A 22,358-nucleotide genomic window follows, 5' to 3' on the forward strand; every position below is an offset into this window, starting at 1 on the left:
GTAGCCGCGCGTTACTGAAGCTCTGCTGGGGCATCCCCGAAATCACGGATGGGAAGCCGCTCGCCACCCCTCAGGGCTGACTGGTGAGCCACAATGCCGGGCAATGTGTAGCGGGCAGCCTGCCAGGCATTGACCGGCGGCAGGGATTGGGTGGCCACCGCTAAGGCAAAGTCGTCCACCAGGAAGTGGTGGCTGCCTTCATGGCCGCTGGGCAGCACTTTGAGTTCAGCGGGCAGCCTGGCCGCGTCGTGCACCGGAGCAAGCCCGGAGATGAAGGCATCGCGCAGCGCCGGGTCGACATCAGCCAGCGAAGGATCATCAGGATCCATGCTGGGGGCGGTCTCCAGCAGCTCAGAGACATCGGTGAAACCTTCCTTGTCCTGCCAGACGGCGGTTTCCACCAGCTGCTCAAAGCTGCCCTCGGTGCCAAAGAACCGGAAACGGCTCTCACGGAGGTGAGAGGGGTAGCCCACCCGTCGGAATTCGTTGACGCGCACGCTGCCGCCGCCAGCCATCTCAAACAGCGCCGTGGCATTGGAGAAGTCGTTATTGAACATGCTGACCTCCTGATCGAAGACGCCATCCCCGCGATCATCCCGGACACCCAGGCAGCTTACGCTCACCAGGTGCCCACCAACTCCACCGATCACGCCACCGAGCGAGTGGGTGGGGTACAGCATGGGCGGGTAGCTCGCGGTGCTCTTCCAGTTATCGCCGCCGCTGTACTGGTAGGCGGCATAGAAGCCCAGGTCCATATCGTGCACATAGTCACCCTCGGCATAGAAGATCCGTCCGAAGGCGCCCTCCGCCTGACGGTTGCGGGCATAGATGGTGGCGGGGTTGTAGTAGCTGGTCTCCCCCATCATGTAGGTCAGACCGGTCTCCCTGACTGCCTCGATGATCGCGGCAATCTCCTCCTCGCTGATCGCCATCGGCACGGCAGAGTAGACATGTTTGCCTGACCGGAGCGCCTGAACCACCAGCGGGCCATGCGTCCAGCGTTGGGTAAAGATGGCCACCGCGTCCAGATCGCTCTCCAGCATGGCTTCAAAGCTGGGATAGGTACCCGCCAGCTGCAGGCGTTCCGCCAGCGTCGCTGCACGCTCGGGAAGCACGTCGGTGACATAGACGTCAGAAATATAGGGGTGTGCGGCGAACAGCTTGGCGAACTGGCCGGAGAACTGGCCAGCGCCGACGATGCCCAAGGAGAAAGGTGTGATCTCAGTCATGTCGGATAGTCTTGCAACAAGATCTACTCGTGTCAACGACTTTTCGCCAACTCACGCTCTTTCATTTATTCTGAGCAAACCATCAAGAGTTACCCGTGTAGATTTTCCAGTCAGATCTGACTCGCTGATCACTCAGAACAACACCGTGGCAAAAGTTCCTACCTGCTCAAAACCCACAGTCTCATAGGTGGCGCGGGCCCGGACGTTGTAGTCATTGACGTAGAGGCTCACCACGGGAGCCAGTCGCTGAGCCAGAACCACCACGGCAGCCATGTACCCGGCACTCAGCCCCTTCCCTCGATCCGCCGGACGGATCCAGACACCCTGAATCTGGCTGACCGCACGGGAAAGCACTCCAATATCCGCTTTGAATATCACTTCACCCCGGTCATCACAGTGGCTGAGCGAATGCTCGCGGCGAATGAGTTCTTCGACCCGCCGTCGGTAGAAAGCTTCCCCGCCCACCAAGGGTGAGTAGCCCACTTCCTCTTCGAACATGGCGACGGCAGCGGGAAGGATGCGGTCAAAATTGCTGAGCCGGCTCGGAGTGACCCACGGGGAAGGCTCAATGCGCGGCGGCCCACTGAGCGCCAGGAGTGGCTGGCAGGCCCTGACTTCCCGGGCACGGAACCCGTGACTACCAAGCGCCTGATAGAGCGGGAGAACGCTTCGGGCTTCGCCGTAGATGCTGGAATAGCCGCGGCCGCGCTCCAGAAGGCGTCGCGCGAAGGCGCGCGCCGCTTCCTCATCCGCTTCCAGGGGGATGACGTTTCCACCGACCCAGCAGGCGGCGAGCAGATCGCCGTCGGCGTCAAAATAGCCCCAGGTCTCCACACCGGGCAAGTCCGACAGAGCACTGCCCTGACGCTCCAGATGAGCGGCAAAGAAGACGTTAGCCACCGGATTGCGATCCACCAACCGGACCAGGGCAGCGGTGTCCGCCTGCCCCAGCCCCCGGACCTCCCGCCCGGAGCCACGCGGTGTTCGCGAGCGGGGGCTATGAAACGCTGACCACAGGGCTTCCCTTGGTAGTGCCTTGACCATCCTCGCCGCCCGCTTCTTCGATCTCTTCGGCGATGCGCATCGCCTCTTCGATAAGGGTCTCCACGATCTGACTTTCCGGAACGGTCTTGATCACTTCGCCCTTGACGAAGATCTGCCCCTTCCCATTGCCCGAGGCTACACCCAGGTCCGCCTCGCGCGCTTCGCCCGGACCATTGACGACACATCCCATGACGGCAACGCGCAACGGGATCTCCATGCCTTCCAGGCCAGCTGTGACCTGCTCCGCCAGAGTGTAAACGTCCACCTGGGCCCGGCCACAGGAGGGGCAGGAAACGATCTCCAACTTGCGGGGACGGAGATTGAGCGACTGCAGAATCTGGATACCGACCTTGACCTCCTCCACCGGCGGCGCAGAGAGCGATACCCGGATCGTGTCCCCGATCCCCCGGGAGAGCAGGGCGCCGAAGGCCGTAGCGGATTTGATGGTGCCCTGGAAGGCTGGGCCAGCCTCGGTCACGCCCAGGTGCAGCGGCCAGTCACCACGCTCGGCCAGCAGTTCATAGGCACGCACCATGACGACCGGGTCATTGTGCTTGACCGAAATTTTGAAGTCGTGGAAGTCGTGTTCTTCAAACAGTGAGGCTTCCCAGACGGCGCTCTCTACCAGGGCCTCCGGGGTGGCCTTGCCATACTTCTGCAAGAGGCGCGGGTCCAGTGAACCGGCGTTCACACCGATCCGGATCGAGGTGCCATGATCTTTGGCCGCCTGGGCGATTTCCTTGATCTGATCATCGAACTTACGAATGTTTCCGGGATTCACCCGTACTGCGGCGCATCCGGCCTCAATGGCGGCAAAGACATATTTGGGCTGAAAGTGAATATCCGCAATGACCGGGATCTGCGACTTCTTCGCGATAATCGGCAGAGCCTCGGCATCATCCGCTGAGGGGCAGGCCACGCGGACGATGTCACATCCGGTGGCGGTGAGTTCAGCGATCTGCTGCAGTGTGGCATTGATGTCCGTAGTGGGCGTGGTGGTCATCGATTGCACGCTCACTGGTGAATCGGAGCCCACGCCGACCGAACCGACCTTGATCTGCCGGGTTTTACGCCGCGGAGCGAGGACGGGCGGCGGTGCGGCGGGCATTCCAAGACTGACCGAGGTCACTGAGGGCTCCTTATTGTTCTAAGACTCTGAAACGGCGCTCTGAGCACAGCGCGATGCTCAGAGCGCGTATTCCTTGAGCAGACCCATCCCGGGGTTCCAGGGATGAATGTTCGTGGCGGTAATGCAGTGTTCGATGGCGAAGGGGTCCTGGGCCAGCAGAGCCGCGAGTGCTGCGTCATCCCCCGCCAGGAACAGCAGGAGGGCACCGCTGCCATCCGGGTAAGGACCGGAGGCCAGTACCGTGCCTGCCTCAATCAGTTCGCTCAGCCAGGCACGGTGCACCGGACGGAAGTCGTCCCGTGCTTCGACGGTTTCCGGGCTGTAGATGTATTCAACGGCGTAGACGCTCATGGAATCAGCCTACCTACTCACCAGATCCTCAGAAGCCACCGCGCCAGGATTCCCAGTGCCGCGGCCCAGATCAGCGAGGCCAGAGTCCCAATGATGAACCGCTCACTCGCGGCCGGAGATTCCTTGAGTTCCGGGTAACGGCCCAGCCCCTTGATCGCTACTACATAGGCGATGGCGACCGGCTGGTCAAAGACAATGCACAGGACGACGGCGATCCGCTCCAGCACACCGATAATGGTCCCCCCGCGCAGTACCGTGGCGGCATCGGCCGGTAGCTGTGGATCTGCATCTGGCTTCTGCGCGTCTTTCCCCGCAAGTTCTTGCTCTGCTGCCGTTTCCGATTCTGGCATCGGAGCAGGCCTCTGATCACCCCGCTTGGCCAGGCGCAGGACGCCGATGGTGACCGGCCAGCCCAGCAACGCTGCCAGCAGCACGGCTGCGGCGATGAGAAGGAATGCCATGTGGCTATCTTGCCGCATGGTTCCGACAATTCACCGGGTCCAGCGGCCTCAACTCCAGCGGTTAATGGTCTCCTGGGCCTGAGTCAGCAGAAGGGTTGCGGCTTCACGTCCAGCAAGCTCCTCGCTCCACCCGGTACGTTGCACGGCTCCGCTGACCGCCTGGGCCGTCATCGAAAGTTCCTGTGCCACCCTGTGTTGCTCGCCCCGTTTGCCGGGAACCAGGCGGTCAACGACGTTCCATTCGGCGCTTGTGCGATCACTCACCAGCCGTCCAACCAGGCGCAGCACGGCCTCAGCCGCCTCCGTCTGCTGGGTGGGTATTGATCCGCGGACGGCCAGCGGAATCCGATTTCCGGTCTTTTTGGCCTGTTCCACGGCCTCTCGGGCAGCAATGAATGCCGGCCCACGGGCTTCCCGCAGGGAGGCGGGCAACGGCTCCTCGACGGCCCCAATTCCCAGACCCACGTACCAGCTGTGGCGGCGCAGAATCAGCATGATCGCCTCCACCGTGGCCCCGGCATCGTCCAGCAGGCCCTGAATCTCATCCCCCACGCTGCGCTGGAACGCCAGCACCGTGGGAATGGCTTGGAGCGCCTGAAGAAGCTCCGGCACCAGATCTGGGGTGCTGCGGCTGCTCTTCTGGTCCACAGTCAGTACGAACATGGATCAACCATAGAACGCACACGACTTCATTTCAACTGAAATCAATTGATGATTCAATATCAATTAATTTAGATTGAAGAGGCGAACTCTAGCCCAGGAGGTTGATGGGCCGTCAATGCGGTGGCAGAGGAAGACGGGGATGCTGGTGAACCTCCAGGTGTCTGAGTTCCCAGACTGAGCCACCATTTGAGCTGGCCCTTCACGGTGGTCCAGTGCATTCCAAATTCCGCATGCTGGCCGGATGACTTCCCATTCACCACCGTGACATGCAGTAGGTCTGGCCCCGGCCGGTCCTTGAATTCGAACCGATAGTCCTTGAACCCGGACATCGCGGCAATCAGCTGCTGGGCGGCCGCTTCCGCACCATGTAGATCTGCCGGGACAAAACTCACCAAACGGGCCACGTCCCCGGCCACCGCTGCCTCCGCCACTTGATGAGCTAAGGAGTCTCTTTGGCCAATATCTGGGTCCGCCGGGTTCGGCGCACAAGCGGCCAGGCCGACGCCGAAAACCACCGCCGCCATGAGGATCAGGAATCTACGAGTCCACACAAGACACCTCCTTCGGCTTCCGTCAGGTACGAAGCCCATACCAGGTCGCAGTCGGATTCGTGCTGTACAGATCCCATATTGACCGATTTAGGGTATTGGTCGTGTGATAACTGACACGAATATCTCGAGTACCAGTCCCAAACGGCGAATAAGTGACAATCATGGAGTGATCCACGTCGGGGCTAGTGTCGTCAGGGGTTCCCCAAGAAACCTGCAAAACATCCCCGGGTCCCAGATCATTCAAATATGTCAAATAGCTGACGCGCCCCCAGTGAACCGCAAAATTGTGGAACGTCTGAGATCCAACCCATGAGTAGGTCTGATTTCCCCAGTTATACCACCACGCTTCGTTCGACTGATAAAAGCCACCAACAGCACTCCACCCACCGGCAGCCATGGACTGAGAAACAAAGTTTTGACAGTCATTTCCAAAACTCCGGTAGTTCGTATTGTAATTACTTCAGTAGGTAGTTGCATAGGAAACCATCGCCCCGTAGTCATACCCAGCAACATAAGTTGTCGGACCGTTCGACTGAGTCAAGGTCTTTACATTCGGAACGTACCCGACGGGCACTCCAGCCTGGGCAGACACTGGATTGGCACCCGGAACATTCGCCAGTGCACCCTGAAATTTCGAGCCTTGGCCCTTGCTGCTACGGGGAGAAGCAGTGGATGGAGGAAGTGCGCCAGCATCCTGAGGTTCAACTGAGTCGACGACCCACCCAGTGGCCCCTCTTACCAACTTCACAATCTGAGGGTACTCATACACGTAGGGTGGACCCGCGACCCCTGTGGCATCGGGCGCGTAGCTGAGTTCCGTCAGTTCAACAAGCCTGACCGAGGCTAGATTCCCATTCATCTGAATCGTGTGCGATTTGATCGCGGTTTTCACAGCCGTATAGGACTGACCGAAGTTAGCCAATCGCACTTTGAATGCGCCTAACTCTGCGTAATCTGATCGGACTTCAGCCTCATGCTTAGCCGTCACCATCTGTGCGACGCTCATTGCGGCAACGGCCGGACGTTCAACTACTTGTTGATTTCTGTCATCCAAAACCGCAGCGACGACACTAATGATGCTTGCACTGTCGGCGGAAATCATTGGTTTAGCAAGTGCATTTGCTGCGCTGGGCACCAGAAAACTCAGCGCCAATGCTCCGGACAAACTGAGGCCGGCGGCCCTGTACCTTCGTGTTGGAATCATGATGCATGCCCTTCATTGACTGCCGGCCATCCATCTCGACAAATTTCATGAACACGCCAGCTATGAAAAGTACCTATGATTCAAGGTAGACCCTGTGAGCAAGCCTTGGCAACAGTTGGAAGAAGAAAATATAGACCATTTAGAATCAGTTAGCCCAGGAGGTTGACGGGCTTGACGATGTCCGCGTAGATCAGCAAGGCACCCATCACCAAGAGTAGCCCGGCCACCACATAGGTCACCGGAAGCAACTTAGCGATGTCGAAGGGGCCCGGGTCGCGCCGTTTGAACAGTCTGGCACACTGGCGGCGGGCACCCTCGTAGAGCGCACCGGCCACGTGACCGCCATCGAGCGGCAGAAGAGGAATCAGATTGAAGACCGCCAGGGCGAAATTAAGCCCGGCGAGCAGCTGCACCAGAGTGGCGAAGCGCGCACTCAGCGGAACACTCTCCATGGAGGCGACCTCGCCAGCCACCCGACCCACACCCACCACGGAAACCGGGCCATTGGGATCCCGCGGGGCGCTGGAGAAGGCTGCCTGCGCCACCGCAACCACCTTCTGCGGCAGATTCAGCACCACGCCGGCCACCGAGACAATGTTCTGCCCCGCCTGCGGCAACACTGCTGTGATCGGCTGTGGGACGATCGCCGAGGTGGGGCTGACCCCGATGAAACCGACCTCTTCGGTCACCATCTTCCCGGAACTGTCCACTTGCGGGGTTCCGGCTGCCGTGGGAATGGGCCGCGCCGAAAGGACGGGGGTGATCATCAGGTTCAGGGTGCTGCCATTGCGCTGCACAGTCACCGGCACAGACTTTCCGGCCGAGGCCCTGATCCAGGAGGTCAGTTCATCCCAGCCGGTGACCGTCCTGCCATCAAAACTGAGCACCGTGTCCCCCGGCTTCAGCCCGGCAGCGGCAGCAGGCGTCTTGGAGCAGTTGTTCAGATCGGTGGGTTCCGGCTGCCCGTACGGGACCTGGCAGGCGCTGACCAGCGACAGGGTTGTGGTGGTCTGGGGTGCTCCGAAAACCATCAGCACCACTCCGAGCAGCACCGTGCCGATCACCAGATTCATGAAGGGCCCACCCAGCATGATGATGATCTTCTTCCATACCGGCAGCTTGTAGAACACCCGGTTGCCGTCCTCAGGGCCGACTTCCTCATGAGCCAGATCCCGCGCTTCCGTGGCCAGCCGGGCAAAGCGCCCCTGCTTGCGGATCTGCGTGGAATTCTCTGCCAGCGTCTGGAACATCCCGGTGCTGGAGGGGCGGATGCTGCCGTCTTTCTGATTCGGCGGATACATCCCGATCATCGCGACATAACCGCCCGCGGGAATCGCCTTGATGCCGTACTCCGTCTCACCTTTCTTCCGGGACCACAGAGTCGGGCCGAAGCCGATCATGTAGCGGGTGACGCGCACCTTGAAGATCTTGGCCGGCACCAGATGGCCGACCTCATGGAGCGCAATCGAGACGCCCACGCCGATGACGACGAAGAGCACTCCCAGGATGAAGAGCAATACAGTCACAACACAACTTTCCAGATCAAGACATCATCAGTCCCGCAAGCGGGCCTTTTTCTGCAAACGTTCCTGAGCGCGCGAACGTGCCCACTTTTCAGCATCCAACACCGCATCGAGACTCAGCTCGGAACCGGCCATGTGCTCGCTGAGCACCTCTTCCACCGTGTCCACAATGTCCAGGAAGCCGATCCGGCCCTCATGGAAGGCCATCACCGCCTCCTCATTGGCGGCATTGAACACCGCCGGATGCGTCCCGCCCTGCTTCGCGGCATCGCGCGCCAGATCCACCGCAGGGAAAGCCCTCACGTTCAGTGGCTCAAAGGTCCACTCGGTGGCCCGACTCCAGTCACAGGGCTGCGCGGCATGCTCCACGCGATCCGGCCAGGCCAGTCCCAGGGCGATCGGCAGCCGCATATCCGGCGGGGAAGCCTGGGCGATCGTCGAACCGTCAGTGAACTGCACCATCGAGTGCACCACCGACTGTGGATGGACGACCACCTCGATGCGATCCAGCGGAATATCGAAGAGCAGATGCGCCTCGATCAGCTCCAGGCCCTTGTTGACCAGGGTTGCCGAGTTGGTGGTGACCATCAGCCCCATATCCCAGGTGGGATGCGCCAGCGCTTCCTGCGGGGTCTTCGTGACCAGTTCCTGGCGGCTGAGCCCACGAAACGGACCGCCCGATGCCGTGAGGATCAGCTTGTCCACCTCATCGAAGCGACCGGACCGCAGGCACTGGGCAATCGCGGAATGTTCGGAGTCGACCGGGACCAGCTGGCCCTCCCGCGCTGCATTCTTGACCAGCGCACCGCCCACAATGAGCGATTCCTTATTGGCCAGGGCCAGGGTGCTGCCCGCCTGCAGCGCGGCCAGGGTCGGTGCCAGGCCGATCGATCCGGTGATGCCATTGAGCACCACGTCGACCGGCCAGGCGGCCACCTGGGTCGCCGCGTCCGGGCCTACCAGAATGCGCGGCCGGTACCCGGGCTCCAGTGCGCCGATCCTGCTCAGCAGGTCCCCGGCGTCGCCATGCGCGATGGCGACGACCTCCGCCCGGGTCCGGACGGCCTGCCGGGCCAGCAACTCCGGATGCGCTCCCCCTGCGCTGAGCGCCACCACGGTGAAGCGCGGCGTGCCATCGTCCAGCAGGGCACGCGCGACGACGTCGAGCGCCTGGGTGCCGATCGATCCGGTGGAGCCGAGAATGGCGACACGGCGTGGACCGGACTCGGGGCGAAGAGCCTCGGTGGTTTCTGACGGGAGCATGTTTCCAGTATCCCGCATGGGGCCGACAGCATCCTGATCCGCGGCCGGTTCAGCTCTGGGCAGCCGCCGCCCGGCGCAGAATCTGCTCGGCCTGGCGCAGAATGGGCGCGTCCACCATCCGCCCGTTGAGCTGAAAGACGCCGGTGGCCGAGGCCGCATCTGCCGCCAGCACCTCACGGGCCGCCGCGATCTGTTCCTCGCTGGGGGCGTAGCTGCTGCGAATGACCGCCACCTGGGCGGGATGGATGCACGCCTTGGCCGTAAAGCCAGAGGCCGCGGCATCGTCCGCTTCAGCCGCCAGACCGGGGAGATCACTCAGGTCAAGGTACACCGCGTCGATGGCGGCCTTGCCAAAAGCGCCCGCTGCCAGCAGCACCTGCGAGCGCGCCTGTTGTGCCACCGCGCGGTACTGCCCCTCCGCAGTACGCGAGGAACTGCCACCCAGTGACGCCACCAGATCTTCGGCTCCCCACATGAGCGCCACCACCTCGGGGAGCCTGGCCAGCATCTGAGCCTGCGTCACCCCCAACGCCGTCTCCAACAGTGCGATGACGGAAAAGTCCTTGAGCCCTGGGTGCAATCTGCTGGCGATGACCGTACCCGCGTCCAGCTCCGCCTTAGCGAGCATCACGGTCCGATAGGCGCTGCGCCGGATTGCCTTCAGATCCAGCTCAAACTCCGGGCTGCCCATCGGGTTGATCCGCACCACGGTGCGCTCCGGGTCCAGTGGGTGAGCCAGCAACGCCTCCCGCGCGGCTGCCTTCGCTCCCGGTGCCACCGCATCCTCCAGGTCCAGAATGACGGCATCGGCGCGCTCGGCCGCCTTGGTGTAACGCTCGGGTTGGTCTGCCGGGCAGAACAACAGGGCCGGCCCCAGGGTAAAGGGCCGAGGTTCGATGACGCTCATCAGGTGTCCTTCCGAACGGCGTCGTGAGGATCGGCCGGGTGCTGCGCTGACTGGAGCCACACCAGGACGGTCCGGCTGGCCTGCGCCACGACGGTCCGCTGCTGATTCCGCCCGGTCAGCGTCATCGCCACCACCCCTTGGCCGGGGCGCGATCCTGAGAGGCGTTTACCGCTCACCACCGTTTCGGTGTACAGGGTATCGCCCAGGAACATCGGGTGCGGAAAGGACACCCTGTCCAGACCCAGTTGAGCCACCAGCGTGCCCTGAGTCAGCTGGGAGACGGACTGGCCCACCATCGTGGAGAGGGTCAGCATCGAATTGACCAGCCGTTGGCCGAAGGGCTGGCTTGCGCTCCAGGCCGCATCCAGGTGCAGCGCCTGGGTGTTCATGGTGAGCGTGGTGAACAGCACGTTGTCCGCCTCGGTCAGGGTCCGACCTGGGCGGTGCGCATAGACGACGCCCAGCTCCATCTCCTCATAGAACAGGCCACGCTGCTCGATCACCCGAGGTGGCTGGCCGTCCTCGCTCCGGTAGTCGTCGCTAGCTCTCATACCGTGTCCAGATCATGCATCTCGACCTTCAGCGGGGCGCCGGTGGCTTCGATGATCTCCGGGATGCTGACCCCCGGCGCCACCTCGCGGAGCACCAGCCCATCCTTGGTGACCTCGATGACGGCCAGATCGGTGACAATCAGATCCACACACCCCTTGCCGGTCAGCGGCAGGGAACAGCGCTGAACGATCTTGGGCTGACCGTTTCGGTCACAATGCTCCATCATGACGATGAGTTTTTTCGCCCCGAACACCAGGTCCATCGCCCCGCCCATGCCCTTGACCATCTTCCCGGGAATCATCCAGTTGGCCAGGTCGCCATTCTCCGCCACCTCCATCGCACCGAGCACGGCGACATCCACATGACCGCCGCGCACCATCCCAAACGAGGATGCCGAATCGAAGAACGCGGCCCCCGGATTGACCGTGACGGTCTCTTTCCCCGCATTGATCAGGTCCGGGTCCACAGCGTCTTCGCTCGGATAAGGCCCGGTTCCCAGAATCCCGTTCTCCGAATGCAGCACCACCTTCACCCCCTCCGGAATATAGTTCGGGATCAGCGTCGGCATACCGATGCCCAGATTGACGTACTGCCCGTTGCGCAACTCCTTCGCCACCCGGGCCGCGAGCTGATTCCGGTCCAGGCCGCGCGGTTCAGCCTGCGTTCCAGGAAGCGGCCGTGCTGGGAGCACGGTTGCGGCTTCGCTGGTCGGATTGATGAGGGTCGGATTGATGAGGGGGCCCCGGGAGCAGCTTCGGGCGTCCGCGAAGCGGGCGGGGGTCCCCTCATCCATCCGACTGACACCACCAGCCGTCGCAGATACCGTCCGCTTCTCGATGCGTTTCTCCGCCTCGGGCGAGCCCGACGGGACTTCGACGATGCGCTGGACGTAGATGCCGGGGACGTGGATCTGTTCCGGATCCAGCTCGCCGGGTTCAACCAGTTCCTCCACCTCGGCAATCGTGATCTTCCCCGCCATGGCGCACAGCGGGTTGAAGTTCATGGCGGTGGCATGGAACATGAGGTTCCCGTGCCGGTCACCTTTGGCTGCGTGCACCAGCGCAAAATCGGGGGTCAGCGACTCCTCCAGAACATACTCCGCACCACCGAAGCTGCGCACTTCTTTCACTGCCGAGGCAATCTCAACGTTCCCGGCGGCATCGTACTTCTGAGGCAGACCACCCTCAGCCACCTGGGTTCCCACTCCGGCCGGGGTGTAGAACGCAGGAATTCCCGCGCCGCCGGCGCGCAGCTTCTCGGCCAGAGTGCCCTGCGGTGTCAGCACGACCTCGAGTTCGCCGGCCAGATACTGCCGGGCGAATTCCTTGTTCTCCCCCACATAGGAGGAGACGGTCCGGCGGATGCGCCCGTCGGCCAGCAGAATTCCCAGGCCCCAGTCATCCACCCCGCAGTTATTACTGACCGTCTCCAGTCCTGAGGTGCCCTGAGCGTGCAGGGCAGAGATCAAAGCCACCGGGATGCCACACAGGCCAAAGCCGCCGACGGCGAGCGAGGCGCCATCGTGAATATCGGCCACCGCCACTGCCGCGCTGGCCACTGTTTTGTCGATCATCGTTCCTCCTGTGGATTCCCGTGGACGCGCCTCTAAAGCCCCAGCTCCCGCGCAATCAGCATGAGCTGCACCTCGGTGGTTCCCTCACCAATTTCCAGGATCTTGGAATCACGGTAATGCCGGGCGACCACAAATTCATTGATAAACCCGTAACCGCCAAAAACCTGGGTCGCATCGCGGGCGTTATCCATCGCGGCCTCCCCGGCGACCATCTTCGCCATCGCCGCCTGCACCTTGAAGGGCTTACCCGCCAGCATCCGGGCTGCGGCATCGTAGTAGGCCAGCCGCGCGGTGTGGGCCCGGGCCGACATTCTGGCGATTTTGAAGGCGATGGCCTGATTGCTGCCGATGGACTGGCCGAAGGCCTGCCGCTCCTTGGCATACGTCACCGAGGCATCCACACAGCCCTGGGCGGCCCCGGTGGCCAGCGCTGCGATGGCGATCCTCCCCTCATCCAGGATGGAAAGGAAATTGGCGTATCCCCGCCCCCGGACGCCCAGCAGATTCTTCTCCGGCACCCGGACCTCGCGCAGGGTCAGCGGATGGGTATCAGAGGCGTTCCAGCCGACCTTCCCATAGGCCTTTTCGGCGGTGAATCCGGGGGTGTCGGTCGGAACCAACAGAGTGCTGAGCTCCTTGCTCATCCTGCCATCCGGCGCGGCGACTTCTCCGGTGACCGCAGTCACCGTGACCAGGCGGGTGATGTCCGTTCCGGAGTTGGTGATGAACTCCTTGCTGCCGTTGATCACCCATTCCCTGCCTGTGCGACTATCCCCCGTCTCCTCGAGGCGAGCCCGGGTTTTGGTGCCGCCGGCGTCGGTTCCGGCCTCCGATTCGGTCAGTCCGAATCCGGCCAGCGCCTGCGCGGAGGCCAGCATGGGGAGCCATTGTTGCTTCTGCTCTTCGGTGCCGAAGCGGAAGATCGGCATGGCGCCGAGGGAGACGCCGGCTTCGAGGGTGATGGCCACTGACTGATCGACCCGGCCGAGCTGTTCGATGGCGAGCGCCAGGGCAAAATAGTCCCCACCCATGCCGCCGTATTCCTCCGGGAAGGGCAGGCCGAACAGCCCCAGCTCCCCCATCTGGGCGACGATCTCGTAGGGAAAACTGTGCTCCTCATCGTGACGGGCGGAGGCCGGGGCCACCACCTCATCGGCAAAGGCACGGACGGTGTCGCTGAGATCCTGGTATTCCTCAGTCAATCCATAGTCTGGCGTACTCATACCTGCTCCTTCGTGGGGTGGGGTTCAAGAGTTGCGAGGACCTGGCCCGCTGTGACGAGCGATCCCTGGTGGACCAGCAGATGCACCGTTCCTTCGCGCCCCGCGCGCACCTCATGTTCCATCTTCATCGCCTCCACGGCCAGCAGCAGCTGACCGGCGAGCACCGTTTCACCGTCGACAACGGCGAGGGAAACCACGGTTCCAGGCATCGGCGATACGACGCGCGGTTCGACGTGGGGACCACCGATGTCTTCACCGGAGGCCCGGCGTAACTGTTGGTGGGCGGACACCGAGGCGGCAACCCGCTCTTCACGGCTTCGCAGGCGCAGTGCGGCAGTCCGCCCCTCTGATCCCAGCCACAAGGTCTGGGTGGATTCATCGAGGGCATAGGCACCGTGGTGCCGGACGTCATCGTGGATCAGTGACCATTCGCCATGCTGAAGGTCACTGGCCTGGAAATCAGCGCGCCCCGCTGCCCCTTCAGCACCAGAAGCCACCAGCACCTCGTGAGTCCGGGTGCCGTCAGTGAGGGAGAACACCAGTGGTTCGGGTTCACCCAGCCGCCAGCCGTCGGCCACTTTCCAGGCAGATCCGGCGGTGCAGGCAGGTCCGCCTCTTCCAGCAGGCCGGGCTCGGCGGGCAAAAAACTCAGCCGCCACCTGCAACTCCACCTCGCCTACCGCTCCGAACCGTAGACCCGGCAGGGTGCGCTCAATCAATCCGGTGTCCAGCTGACCCGTCTGGACCTCGGTCAGGCCCAGCAGAAGACGCAGATATTCCGCGTTGGTCTGCACTCCCAGCACCACAGTGTCCGCGAGCGCGCCATCCAGGGCCGCCAGCGCCGTCTGCCGATCCGGCCCCCAGGCGATGATCTTGGCCAGCATCGGGTCGTAGTGGGCGGTGATTTCCAGGCCGGTCTGCAGCGCGGAGTCATAGCGGATCACCCCCTGATACCTGCGCGTGCCCGGCTCCTGTTCTGCTTCCCGCAGGGCCAGCACGGTCCCGGTCTGTGGCAGAAAGCCCTGCGCAGGATCTTCCGCGTAGAGCCGGGCTTCGACGGCGTGTCCGACCGGGCGCAACTGCTCCTGGCGCAGGGTCAGTTCCTCCCCGGCGGCCAGCCGCACCTGCCACTCCACCAGATCCTGGTGGGTCACCATCTCGGTCACTGGGTGTTCCACCTGCAGCCGGGTGTTCATCTCCATGAAGAAAAACTCTTCCGGTGCGGCATCGGAGACCAGAAACTCCACTGTCCCGGCCCCCAGGTAATTGACACTGCGGGCAGCCTGACAGGCCGCCTCCCCGATCCGGGCCCTGGTGGCCTCATCGATCAGGGGTGAGGGCGCTTCTTCAATGACCTTCTGATGTCTGCGCTGAAGTGAACATTCCCGCTCCCCCAGGTGAACCACGTGCCCGTAGCGGTCCCCCAGCACCTGCACCTCGATATGCCTCGGACGTTCCACCAGCCGCTCGAGGAATAAGGTGTCGTCGCCAAAGGCAGCCGTGGCGATCCTGCGTGCGGTGATCAGTGCCTGCGGTAGCTCCGCAGCGGAGTCAACCGCCTGCATGCCTTTGCCGCCACCACCTGCGGAGGGCTTGATCAGCAGGGGGTAGCCGATGCCAGCAGCAGCGTCGATCAGTTCCTCATCGCTGAGGCCGGGCCGGGCAATGCCCGGGATCACGGGCACCCCGAAGCTCTGGACGTGGTTTTTGGCCCGGATTTTGTCCCCCATGACCTCCAGAGCGCGCAGATCCGGACCGATGAAGACGAGCCCCTGCTCCTTCAGCGCCCGCGCAAAGTCGAGACTCTCGCTGAGGAAACCGTAGCCGGGGTGCACAGCCTCTGCCCCGGAGAGCCGACAGGCCGCCAGAATGGCCTCGATATTGAGGTAACTCCCGGCGGCAGCAGCCGGTCCCAGTCGGATCGCGACATCGGCTTCGCGCACATGGCGGGCGTCGGCATCGGCGTCGCTGTGGACCGCAACCGACCGGATGCCGAGATGGCGCAGGGTACGGATCACCCGGCAGGCGATTTCTCCGCGGTTGGCGACCAGAACGGTGGAAAACAGTATGCTCATCCGCTCACATCCTGAACAGGCCGAAGGAGGTCTCCGGCAGCGGAACATGGGAGCAGATGTCCAGGGCCAGACCCAGGACGCGGCGGGTGTCCGCGGGGTCGATGATGCCATCGTCCCAGAGCCGCGCCGTTGAATAGTAGGGATTTCCCTGCTCCTCATAGCGGGCCCGAATCGGCTCCTTGAAAGCCTCCTCCGCTTCGGCGGACCACTCCTCGCCCTGGCTCTCCAGTTGTTCACGACGGACTGTGGCCAGCACAGAGGACGCCTGGGCTCCTCCCATCACGGAGATCCGCGCATTGGGCCACATCCAGAGGAAACGGGGGCTGTAGGCCCGCCCGCACATCGAGTAGTTGCCCGCGCCAAAAGATCCGCCGACGACGACGGTCAGCTTCGGCACCCGGCAACTCGCCACCGCAGTGACCATCTTGGCCCCATGCTTGGCAATTCCGCCGGCCTCCGCGTCCCGCCCGACCATGAACCCGTTGATGTTCTGCAGGAACACGAGCGGGATTCCCCGTTGATCGCAGAGCTCGATGAAGTGCGCGCCTTTGAGCGCCGATTCGCTGAACAGCACACCGTTGTTGGCCACGATGCCGACGGGGTGCCCGTGGATATGCGCGAAACCGGTGACCAGCGTGGTCCCGTAGCTGCGTTTGAACTCGTGGAACTCGCTGGCATCCACCAGCCGCGCGATGATCTCCCGGGCGTCGTAGGGCGACTGAACGTCGGTCGGAACCGCACCGTACAGCTGCCCCGGGTCAACCACCGGTTCACGCGTTTCCCGCACCTCCCAGGCAGCAGGCAGTGGCGGCGGAACGGTGGTCAGCAGGTCCCGGACAATCTGCAGGGCGTGCTCATCGTTCTCCGCCAGGTGATCGGCCACCCCGGAGACGCTGGCGTGCAACTCTCCGCCGCCAAGCTCCTCTGCCGTCACGATCTCGCCGATGGCGGCCTTGACCAGTGGCGGGCCACCGAGGAAAATCGTGCCCTGATTGCGCACGATCACCGTTTCATCGCTCATCGCCGGTACGTAGGCGCCGCCTGCCGTGCACGAGCCGAGTACCGCGGCAATCTGCGGAATTTTTGCGGCCGAAAGCCTGGCCTGATGATAGAAAATCCGCCCGAAGTGCTCCCGATCCGGGAACACCTCATCCTGTCTGGGCAGGAAAGCGCCGCCGGAGTCCACCAGATATACGCAGGGCAGTCGGTTCTCGCCGGCGATCTCCTGCGCCCGCAGATGTTTTTTGACCGTCAGAGGGTAGTAGGTTCCGCCTTTGACCGTGGCGTCATTACAAACCACCATGACCGCCCTGCCGTGCACCAGGCCGATGCCTGCGATCACACCCGCACCCGGGGCCTCCCCCTCGTACAGGTCCTCGGCCGCCAGTGGCGCGATCTCCAGGAAGGGACTGCCCTCATCAAGCAGAGCGGCGACCCGCTCGCGTGGGAGGAGCTTGCCGCGCGAGCGGTGACGCTGGCGCGAACGCTCCGGTCCGCCCAGTGCCGCCCGGGCCAGGCGTTCCCGCAGCTGCCCCACCAGTGCCCGGTGGGCGGCATCATGCGCTAAGAACTCAGCGCTTTCCGGGATGACCGCCGTGGTCAAAGTCTCCATCGACTCTCTTCCTGAACGGGTTTTAGTTAGTTTCCATTAACTCGAATTTAGATTAGTCTTGATTAACTGTGATGTCCACCGCTGGTGGTTCTGAACCGGTGCTGAACGAGGTCTGAGGAGCGCATGGCAGAGTTGACCGACACCGAGCAGCCCACGCTTCGGTCCCGGGCGAAGGCGAGCCGCCGGGAAGCGATCCTGCGGGCTGCCGCCCGGCTGTTTGCACAGCGTGGCTTTCATGGCGTCTCCCTGGAGGAGCTGGGATCCGCGGCAGGCATCAGTGGTCCGGGCGTCTACCGCCATTTCGCCGGGAAACAGGAGCTGCTGGCTGCGTTGCTCCTGGGAGTGAGCGAGGATCTGCTCGAGGGCGGCCGGACAGTCCTGAGCCAGCCCACGGCCCCGGAGGAAGCTGTCCGCCAGCTGGTGACCTTTCAGGTGCGTTTCGCGTTGCACAACGCGGACATCATCCGGGTCCAGGACCGAGATCTGAGCAGCATGACAGAGGTGGATCAGCAGTCCGTCCGCGCACTGCAGCGTGACTACGTTGAGCTCTGGGTCGAGGCGCTGAGCCGCTTGCACCCGGAGGCGCCGACGACCCAGCTGCGGGTCCAGGCCCATGCGGCGTTCGGGCTGATCAACTCCACACCGCATTCGCTGCACACTCACGGCCGCTCCGGCTCCAGAATTCCCGCCGCCACCGCCGGGCAGGTTCTGGAACGGATGGCACTGGCTGCCCTGCTGAGCTGAACCCTGCCATCGGCGGAAGCTTTCCTCGGATCAGACCAGCGTGATCAGCATCGCCGGATCAGCCAGGATCATCCCGAGGTCGGCCAGGAATCGTGAGCCCTGTTCGCCGTCGACCACCCGGTGATCAAAGGACAAGCTCAGGGTCATGACCTGACGTAGCGCCACCTCATCGCGATACTCCCAGGGCTGCTTGCGCACCGCGCCGACCGCAAGAATCGCAGCCTCCCCCGGATTCAGGATCGGCGTTCCCGCGTCGATGCCGAAGACACCGATGTTCGTGATCGAGATGGTGCCGCCGGAGAGTTCAGCAGGCGTGGTCTTCCCGGCCCGAGCGGTCTCCGCCAGCTGCGCCAGCGCCTCGGCCAGCTGCACCAGGCTCAGCGCCTGAGCCTCTTTGATGTTCGGTACGGTCAGCCCCCTCGGGGTCGCAGCCGCGATGCCCAGGTTCACATAGTTGAAGGTGACAATCTCCTGATGCTCCTCATCCCAGCGGGAGTTCAGCGAGGGGTGACGAGCGATGGCGAGGCACAGCGCCTTCGCCACGATGGTCAGGGGCGTCAACTTGAGGGTGGCGAAGGTACGGCTGGCCTTGAGCCGAGCCAGCAACTCCATCGTCGCGGTGACATCAACGGTCAGGAACTCGGTGACATGGGGCGCGGAAAAGGCACTGCTGACCATAGCGGCTGCGGTGAACTTCCGCACTCCGCGGATCGGAGTACGCACCTCACGCGCAGCTGCCCCCTGAGGTTCGACGGGAGAAGACGCCGCCGGGCTGCGGGCCTCGGCAGCTGCCTGAACATCCTGGCGGACGATCAGCCCCTCGGGGCCTGTTCCGGTGAGCGAGGACAGATCGATGCCCAGATCGCGCGCCATCTTGCGTACCGGCGGTGTCGATCGGGGACGCTCTCCGGTCGAAGCCGCGACAGGCCGCGTCACCACGGGCTCGGTCACCACGGGCCCTGGCGCAGCGGGCCCAGCCACCCCGCGCCGGGGCCGGCGAGTCGGCCGCCCCCCGCGTTCGGGCTCCGCGCCATAGCCCACCAGGGTTGGCACCCGCTGCCGGCCAGGCTCGCTCACCTGACCGGGCTGGCCGGCATCGTCAATCTCAAAAGACACCAGAGGTTTACCCACCTCCACCACCGCACCGGGCTTCTCGTGCAAAGCCGCGATCACCCCGGCAAAAGGCGAAGGCAGCTCCACCACGGCCTTCGCCGTCTCCACCTCACCCAGCACCTCGTTGAGCGCCACCTGCTGCCCCTCGGAGACACGCCAGGACAGCACCTCGGATTCGGTCAGTCCTTCACCCAGATCGGGCAGATTGAATACTTTGATCATGAGAGTTCTCCGATCGGCAGGGAACGGCCAAGGGCCCGGTCCACACCATCGAGCAGGCGGTCGACCTCGGGCAGCTGGTGGCTCTCCAGTTTGGAGGGCGGGTAGGGAACGTCCCAGCCAGTGACCCGCACCGGCGCAGCCTCCAGATATTCAAAGCACCGTTCGGTCAGGCTGGCGCACAGCTCGGCACCCACGCCGCCATGGCGACCCGCCTCGTGCGTGACCACGAGGCGCCCGGTGCGCCGCACTGACTCCTCGAGGGTCGGGTAATCCACGGGCGAAAGCGAGCGCAGATCGATCACCTCCACGGAGACCCCCTCCTCCGCAGCGACCTGCGCAGCGTCCAGGGCGGTGGCGACCAGCGGTCCGTACGCCACCAGTGTCACATCTGCGCCAGCACGCACCACGCGGGCGCGGGACATCGGCAGGGTCTGCGCGTTATCGAACGGATCCAGCCCCTCATCCACCTCACCCTTGGTGTGATAGCGCCGCTTGGGTTCGAAGTAGAGCACCGGGTCATCACTGGCAATCGACTGCTGCAGCATCACCAGGGCGTCCTGGGGACTGGACACACTGACCACCCGCAGCCCCGAGGTGTGCGTGAAGTAGGCCTCCGGCGATTCGGAATGGTGCTCCGGCGAGCCGATGCCACCACCGAAGGGAACCCGGATGGTCAGCGGCATCCTCACCGCGCCACGAGTGCGGTAGTGAAGTTTGGCCACCTGCGCCACGATCTGGTCGAAAGCAGGGTAGATGAAGCCGTCAAACTGGATCTCGCAGACCGGTCGGTACCCCCGGTACGCCAGGCCGACGGCGGTACCCACGATGCCGGACTCCGCCAGGGGCGTATCGATCACGCGCCGCGGCCCGAAGTCCTTCTGCAGTCCGTCGGTGACCCGGAAAACGCCGCCCAGAGCCCCGATATCCTCGCCCAGCAACACCACCCGTGGATCACGCTCCATAGCCTGACGCAGACCCGTGTTGATCGCTTTGCTCAAGGTCAGCGTCGTCATCGTGATCCCTCCTGGGCTGCTCTCTCCTGGGCTGCGGCCGGGGTCTCAAGCGAAGACTCCGCAGGTTCAATCACAAAAATGCTCAGATAGCGCGCGTACTCCTCGCGCTCAGCCTCCAGCTCGGTATGTGGCTCGGCATACACGTGGTCGAAGAGCTCCAGCGGCTGCGGATCGGGCAACTCGAGGCATCGGGCCCGCAAATCCGCGGCCACCCGGTCCGCTTCCCGATCGATGCGTTCCTGCTCCTGGGCAGTCAGCACCCCGGTGGACCGCAGCCAGGCCGCCATCCGGCTGAGCGGGTCTCGTGCCGCCCAGCCGGCAAGCTCCTGAGCATCGCGATACCTGGTCGGATCATCCGCCGTGGTGTGTGGACCCATCCGGTAGGTGACCGCCTCGATGAAAGTCGGCCCGCCACCGGTACGCGCCCGATGCGCGGCCAGCCGGGTAGCCGCGAGAACCGCCAGAACGTCATTGCCGTCCACGCGCAGCGACGGGATACCGAAGCCCGGGGCGCGGTCCGCGATAGCGCGATGCGCCTGCACCCGTACCGGCTCGGAAATCGCCCAGTGGTTGTTCTGACAGAAAAACACGACGGGTGCCTGGAAGGAGGCAGCGAAGATCATCGCCTCGTTGACATCACCCTCACTGGTGGCACCGTCGCCGAAATACGCGATGGTCGCGGTGCTGGCGTCATCGAACTGCACGCCCAGCGCATAACCGACCGCATGCAGCGTCTGCGCGCCAATGATGATCTGCTGGCTGCCCATCCGGTGTCTGGCCGGATCCCAGCCGCCATGCGCATTGCCACGCCAGACCTTGAGAACATCCACCACATCGATGCCACGTAGGTAGGCGACACCGTTTTCGCGATAACTCGGAAAGATGAAATCGTCCTGATCGAGGCCACGCACGGAGCCGACCTGCGCCGCCTCCTGGCCCAGCAGCGGCGGCCAGAGCGCCAGTTCCCCCTGGCGTTGCAGGGCGGTTGCCTCGGCATCGATGCGCCGGATCACCAGCATGTCCTGGTACAGACCCAGCAGCTCCTCAGCGGACAACTCGGCGATCCACGGATCAAGGGTGGCCTGCGGAAGTCGCTCGCCCTGAGGTGAGAGCACCTGCAGGAACCCTCGCCTGGCAACACCCGGGCGGCCGGTGGCTCCCACCGGAGTCTGCCCTGGAGCACTTCCCACGGTATCGAATGGCATGGCACATTCCTCCTGACGGATCCGCAGATCCTGCACTCAGCCCGCCATGAGCTGTGATGGGATCACGGCGGGATGAGGGCGTCGCCACGGGGTGGGTGACGGCACCCGGCTGATCGACGGTGATCAGTTACTGTGACCGTACTCACACCCAGCAGGAAGCACAACATCCCTTCCATAAATCAAGCATTCTGCACAGAATTGATGCAGTGAACCGTGCTAATCTTTCGCAGTATGCGCACTTTGGACGCCACCGACCGTCGACTCCTGGCCGCACTCAGCCGCGATTCCTCCCGCCCTGCCATCGCGCTGGCTGCGGAGCTGGGCCTCTCCCGCAACACGGTGCAGGCGAGGATCGCAGCGCTGGAACACCGCGGAGTCTTCCGCTCCTTTGAACACCGCATCAGCACCGAGTCGCTGGGCTACCCGCTCACAGCGTTCATTTCGATTCATGTGGACCAGCGGCTCCTGGGAGTGCTGGCCGGGGAGCTGGCCACCATTCCGGAGATTCTTGAGGTCTTCGGTCTGACTGGATCTGCCGATCTGCTGGCGCGCGTCGTCTCCAAAGATGCCGAAGACCTGTTCCGGATCAACGGCAAGATCCTGGCCTGCGACGGTGTGCAGCGGACCGACACCTCGCTGGCGATGAGTCGCCTGGTGCCTTACCGGGTCATGCCACTGCTGGAAGCGTCCGCAGAATAGCC

Annotated in this window: 21 protein-coding genes and 2 pseudogenes; 2 read left to right on the forward strand and 21 right to left on the reverse strand. The window is 63.5% G+C overall.

What is annotated here, in order from left to right:
• Positions 1–11: 11 nt before the first annotated feature.
• The 18 genes and pseudogenes from QQM37_RS08490 to QQM37_RS08570 form a co-directional block, all read right to left on the reverse strand.
• Positions 12–1,229 carry a Gfo/Idh/MocA family protein gene (locus tag QQM37_RS08490; RefSeq protein ID WP_285726517.1) on the reverse strand — a complete coding sequence of 406 codons (1,218 nt, stop codon included), beginning with the start codon at positions 1,227–1,229 and terminating at the stop codon, positions 12–14.
• Positions 1,230–1,361: 132 nt separating this feature from the next.
• Complete coding sequence (locus QQM37_RS08495; protein ID WP_285726518.1) at positions 1,362–2,273, reverse strand: GNAT family N-acetyltransferase; 912 nt, start codon at positions 2,271–2,273, stop codon at positions 1,362–1,364.
• The gene (ispG, locus tag QQM37_RS08500; RefSeq protein ID WP_285726520.1) at positions 2,227–3,402 is read right to left on the reverse strand and encodes a flavodoxin-dependent (E)-4-hydroxy-3-methylbut-2-enyl-diphosphate synthase; all 1,176 of its coding nucleotides are present in this window, start codon (positions 3,400–3,402) and stop codon (positions 2,227–2,229) included. The genes QQM37_RS08495 and ispG overlap by 47 nt, the downstream gene beginning before the upstream one ends.
• A 57-nt stretch (positions 3,403–3,459) precedes the next feature.
• On the reverse strand, positions 3,460–3,753 hold the full coding sequence (locus QQM37_RS08505) for a YciI family protein (protein ID WP_285726522.1): 294 nt from the start codon (positions 3,751–3,753) through the stop codon (positions 3,460–3,462).
• A 17-nt stretch (positions 3,754–3,770) separates the two neighbouring features.
• Positions 3,771–4,214, reverse strand: coding sequence for a hypothetical protein (locus QQM37_RS08510; protein WP_285726524.1), 444 nt, complete (start codon positions 4,212–4,214; stop codon positions 3,771–3,773).
• A 48-nt stretch (positions 4,215–4,262) separates the two neighbouring features.
• Complete coding sequence (locus tag QQM37_RS08515) at positions 4,263–4,877, reverse strand: MarR family transcriptional regulator (RefSeq protein WP_285726526.1); 615 nt, start codon at positions 4,875–4,877, stop codon at positions 4,263–4,265.
• A gap of 68 nt (positions 4,878–4,945) precedes the next feature.
• Positions 4,946–5,428: a hypothetical protein gene (locus QQM37_RS08520; protein ID WP_285726528.1), complete on the reverse strand. Its 483-nt coding sequence runs from the start codon at positions 5,426–5,428 to the stop codon at positions 4,946–4,948.
• 22 nt (positions 5,429–5,450) lie between these two features.
• A pseudogene (locus QQM37_RS14530) lies at positions 5,451–5,873 on the reverse strand (amidase domain-containing protein); the annotation flags it as partial.
• 15 nt (positions 5,874–5,888) lie between these two features.
• Positions 5,889–6,563: a hypothetical protein gene (locus tag QQM37_RS08525; RefSeq protein WP_285726530.1), complete on the reverse strand. Its 675-nt coding sequence runs from the start codon at positions 6,561–6,563 to the stop codon at positions 5,889–5,891.
• A gap of 218 nt (positions 6,564–6,781) precedes the next feature.
• A complete protein-coding gene (locus tag QQM37_RS08530) occupies positions 6,782–8,158 on the reverse strand; it encodes a M50 family metallopeptidase (protein ID WP_285726532.1) in 1,377 nt (458 codons plus the stop codon).
• 27 nt (positions 8,159–8,185) lie between these two features.
• Positions 8,186–9,418: a 1-deoxy-D-xylulose-5-phosphate reductoisomerase gene (gene dxr, locus QQM37_RS08535; protein ID WP_285726534.1), complete on the reverse strand. Its 1,233-nt coding sequence runs from the start codon at positions 9,416–9,418 to the stop codon at positions 8,186–8,188.
• A 49-nt stretch (positions 9,419–9,467) separates the two neighbouring features.
• Positions 9,468–10,325 (reverse strand): HpcH/HpaI aldolase/citrate lyase family protein, encoded by an 858-nt coding sequence (locus tag QQM37_RS08540; RefSeq protein ID WP_285726536.1) that lies wholly within the window; start codon positions 10,323–10,325, stop codon positions 9,468–9,470.
• Complete coding sequence (locus tag QQM37_RS08545) at positions 10,325–10,876, reverse strand: MaoC family dehydratase (RefSeq protein WP_285726537.1); 552 nt, start codon at positions 10,874–10,876, stop codon at positions 10,325–10,327. Before QQM37_RS08545 ends, QQM37_RS08540 begins: the two co-directional genes overlap by 1 nt.
• A complete protein-coding gene (locus QQM37_RS08550; protein WP_285726747.1) occupies positions 10,873–11,568 on the reverse strand; it encodes a CoA transferase subunit B in 696 nt (231 codons plus the stop codon). The genes QQM37_RS08545 and QQM37_RS08550 overlap by 4 nt, the downstream gene beginning before the upstream one ends.
• Before the next feature lie 111 nt (positions 11,569–11,679).
• Positions 11,680–12,450 (reverse strand): annotated as a pseudogene (locus QQM37_RS08555) (CoA transferase subunit A); the annotation flags it as partial.
• Between the two features lie 32 nt (positions 12,451–12,482).
• A complete protein-coding gene (locus tag QQM37_RS08560; protein WP_285726538.1) occupies positions 12,483–13,673 on the reverse strand; it encodes an acyl-CoA dehydrogenase family protein in 1,191 nt (396 codons plus the stop codon).
• Positions 13,670–15,748, reverse strand: coding sequence for an acetyl/propionyl/methylcrotonyl-CoA carboxylase subunit alpha (locus QQM37_RS08565; RefSeq protein WP_285726539.1), 2,079 nt, complete (start codon positions 15,746–15,748; stop codon positions 13,670–13,672). The genes QQM37_RS08560 and QQM37_RS08565 overlap by 4 nt, the downstream gene beginning before the upstream one ends.
• 4 nt (positions 15,749–15,752) lie before the next feature.
• Entirely contained in the window at positions 15,753–17,360 is a 1,608-nt protein-coding gene (locus QQM37_RS08570) for a carboxyl transferase domain-containing protein (RefSeq protein WP_285726540.1), read from the reverse strand.
• A gap of 123 nt (positions 17,361–17,483) precedes the next feature.
• Here QQM37_RS08570 and QQM37_RS08575 point away from each other — a divergent pair, with 123 nt between their 5' ends.
• The gene (locus QQM37_RS08575; RefSeq protein WP_285726541.1) at positions 17,484–18,104 is read left to right on the forward strand and encodes a TetR/AcrR family transcriptional regulator; all 621 of its coding nucleotides are present in this window, start codon (positions 17,484–17,486) and stop codon (positions 18,102–18,104) included.
• A 30-nt stretch (positions 18,105–18,134) separates the two neighbouring features.
• Here QQM37_RS08575 and QQM37_RS08580 read toward each other — a convergent pair whose 3' ends face one another.
• From QQM37_RS08580 to pdhA, 3 genes are read right to left on the reverse strand one after another with little or no spacing between them, the layout of a single operon-like run.
• Positions 18,135–19,439 carry a dihydrolipoamide acetyltransferase family protein gene (locus QQM37_RS08580; protein ID WP_285726542.1) on the reverse strand — a complete coding sequence of 435 codons (1,305 nt, stop codon included), beginning with the start codon at positions 19,437–19,439 and terminating at the stop codon, positions 18,135–18,137.
• Positions 19,436–20,452, reverse strand: a complete 1,017-nt coding sequence (locus tag QQM37_RS08585) for an alpha-ketoacid dehydrogenase subunit beta (protein WP_285726543.1) — start codon at positions 20,450–20,452, stop codon at positions 19,436–19,438. The genes QQM37_RS08580 and QQM37_RS08585 overlap by 4 nt, the downstream gene beginning before the upstream one ends.
• Complete coding sequence (gene pdhA / locus QQM37_RS08590; RefSeq protein WP_285726544.1) at positions 20,449–21,657, reverse strand: pyruvate dehydrogenase (acetyl-transferring) E1 component subunit alpha; 1,209 nt, start codon at positions 21,655–21,657, stop codon at positions 20,449–20,451. Before pdhA ends, QQM37_RS08585 begins: the two co-directional genes overlap by 4 nt.
• 231 nt (positions 21,658–21,888) lie before the next feature.
• On the opposite strand from pdhA, the gene QQM37_RS08595 reads away from it, so the two are divergent.
• Positions 21,889–22,356 (forward strand): Lrp/AsnC family transcriptional regulator, encoded by a 468-nt coding sequence (locus tag QQM37_RS08595; RefSeq protein ID WP_285726545.1) that lies wholly within the window; start codon positions 21,889–21,891, stop codon positions 22,354–22,356.
• Positions 22,357–22,358: the final 2 nt, after the last annotated feature.

The sequence above is a fragment of the Psychromicrobium xiongbiense genome (genome assembly GCF_030271165.1).
In the GTDB taxonomy this organism is placed as follows: Bacteria; Actinomycetota; Actinomycetes; order Actinomycetales; family Micrococcaceae; genus Renibacterium; species Renibacterium xiongbiense.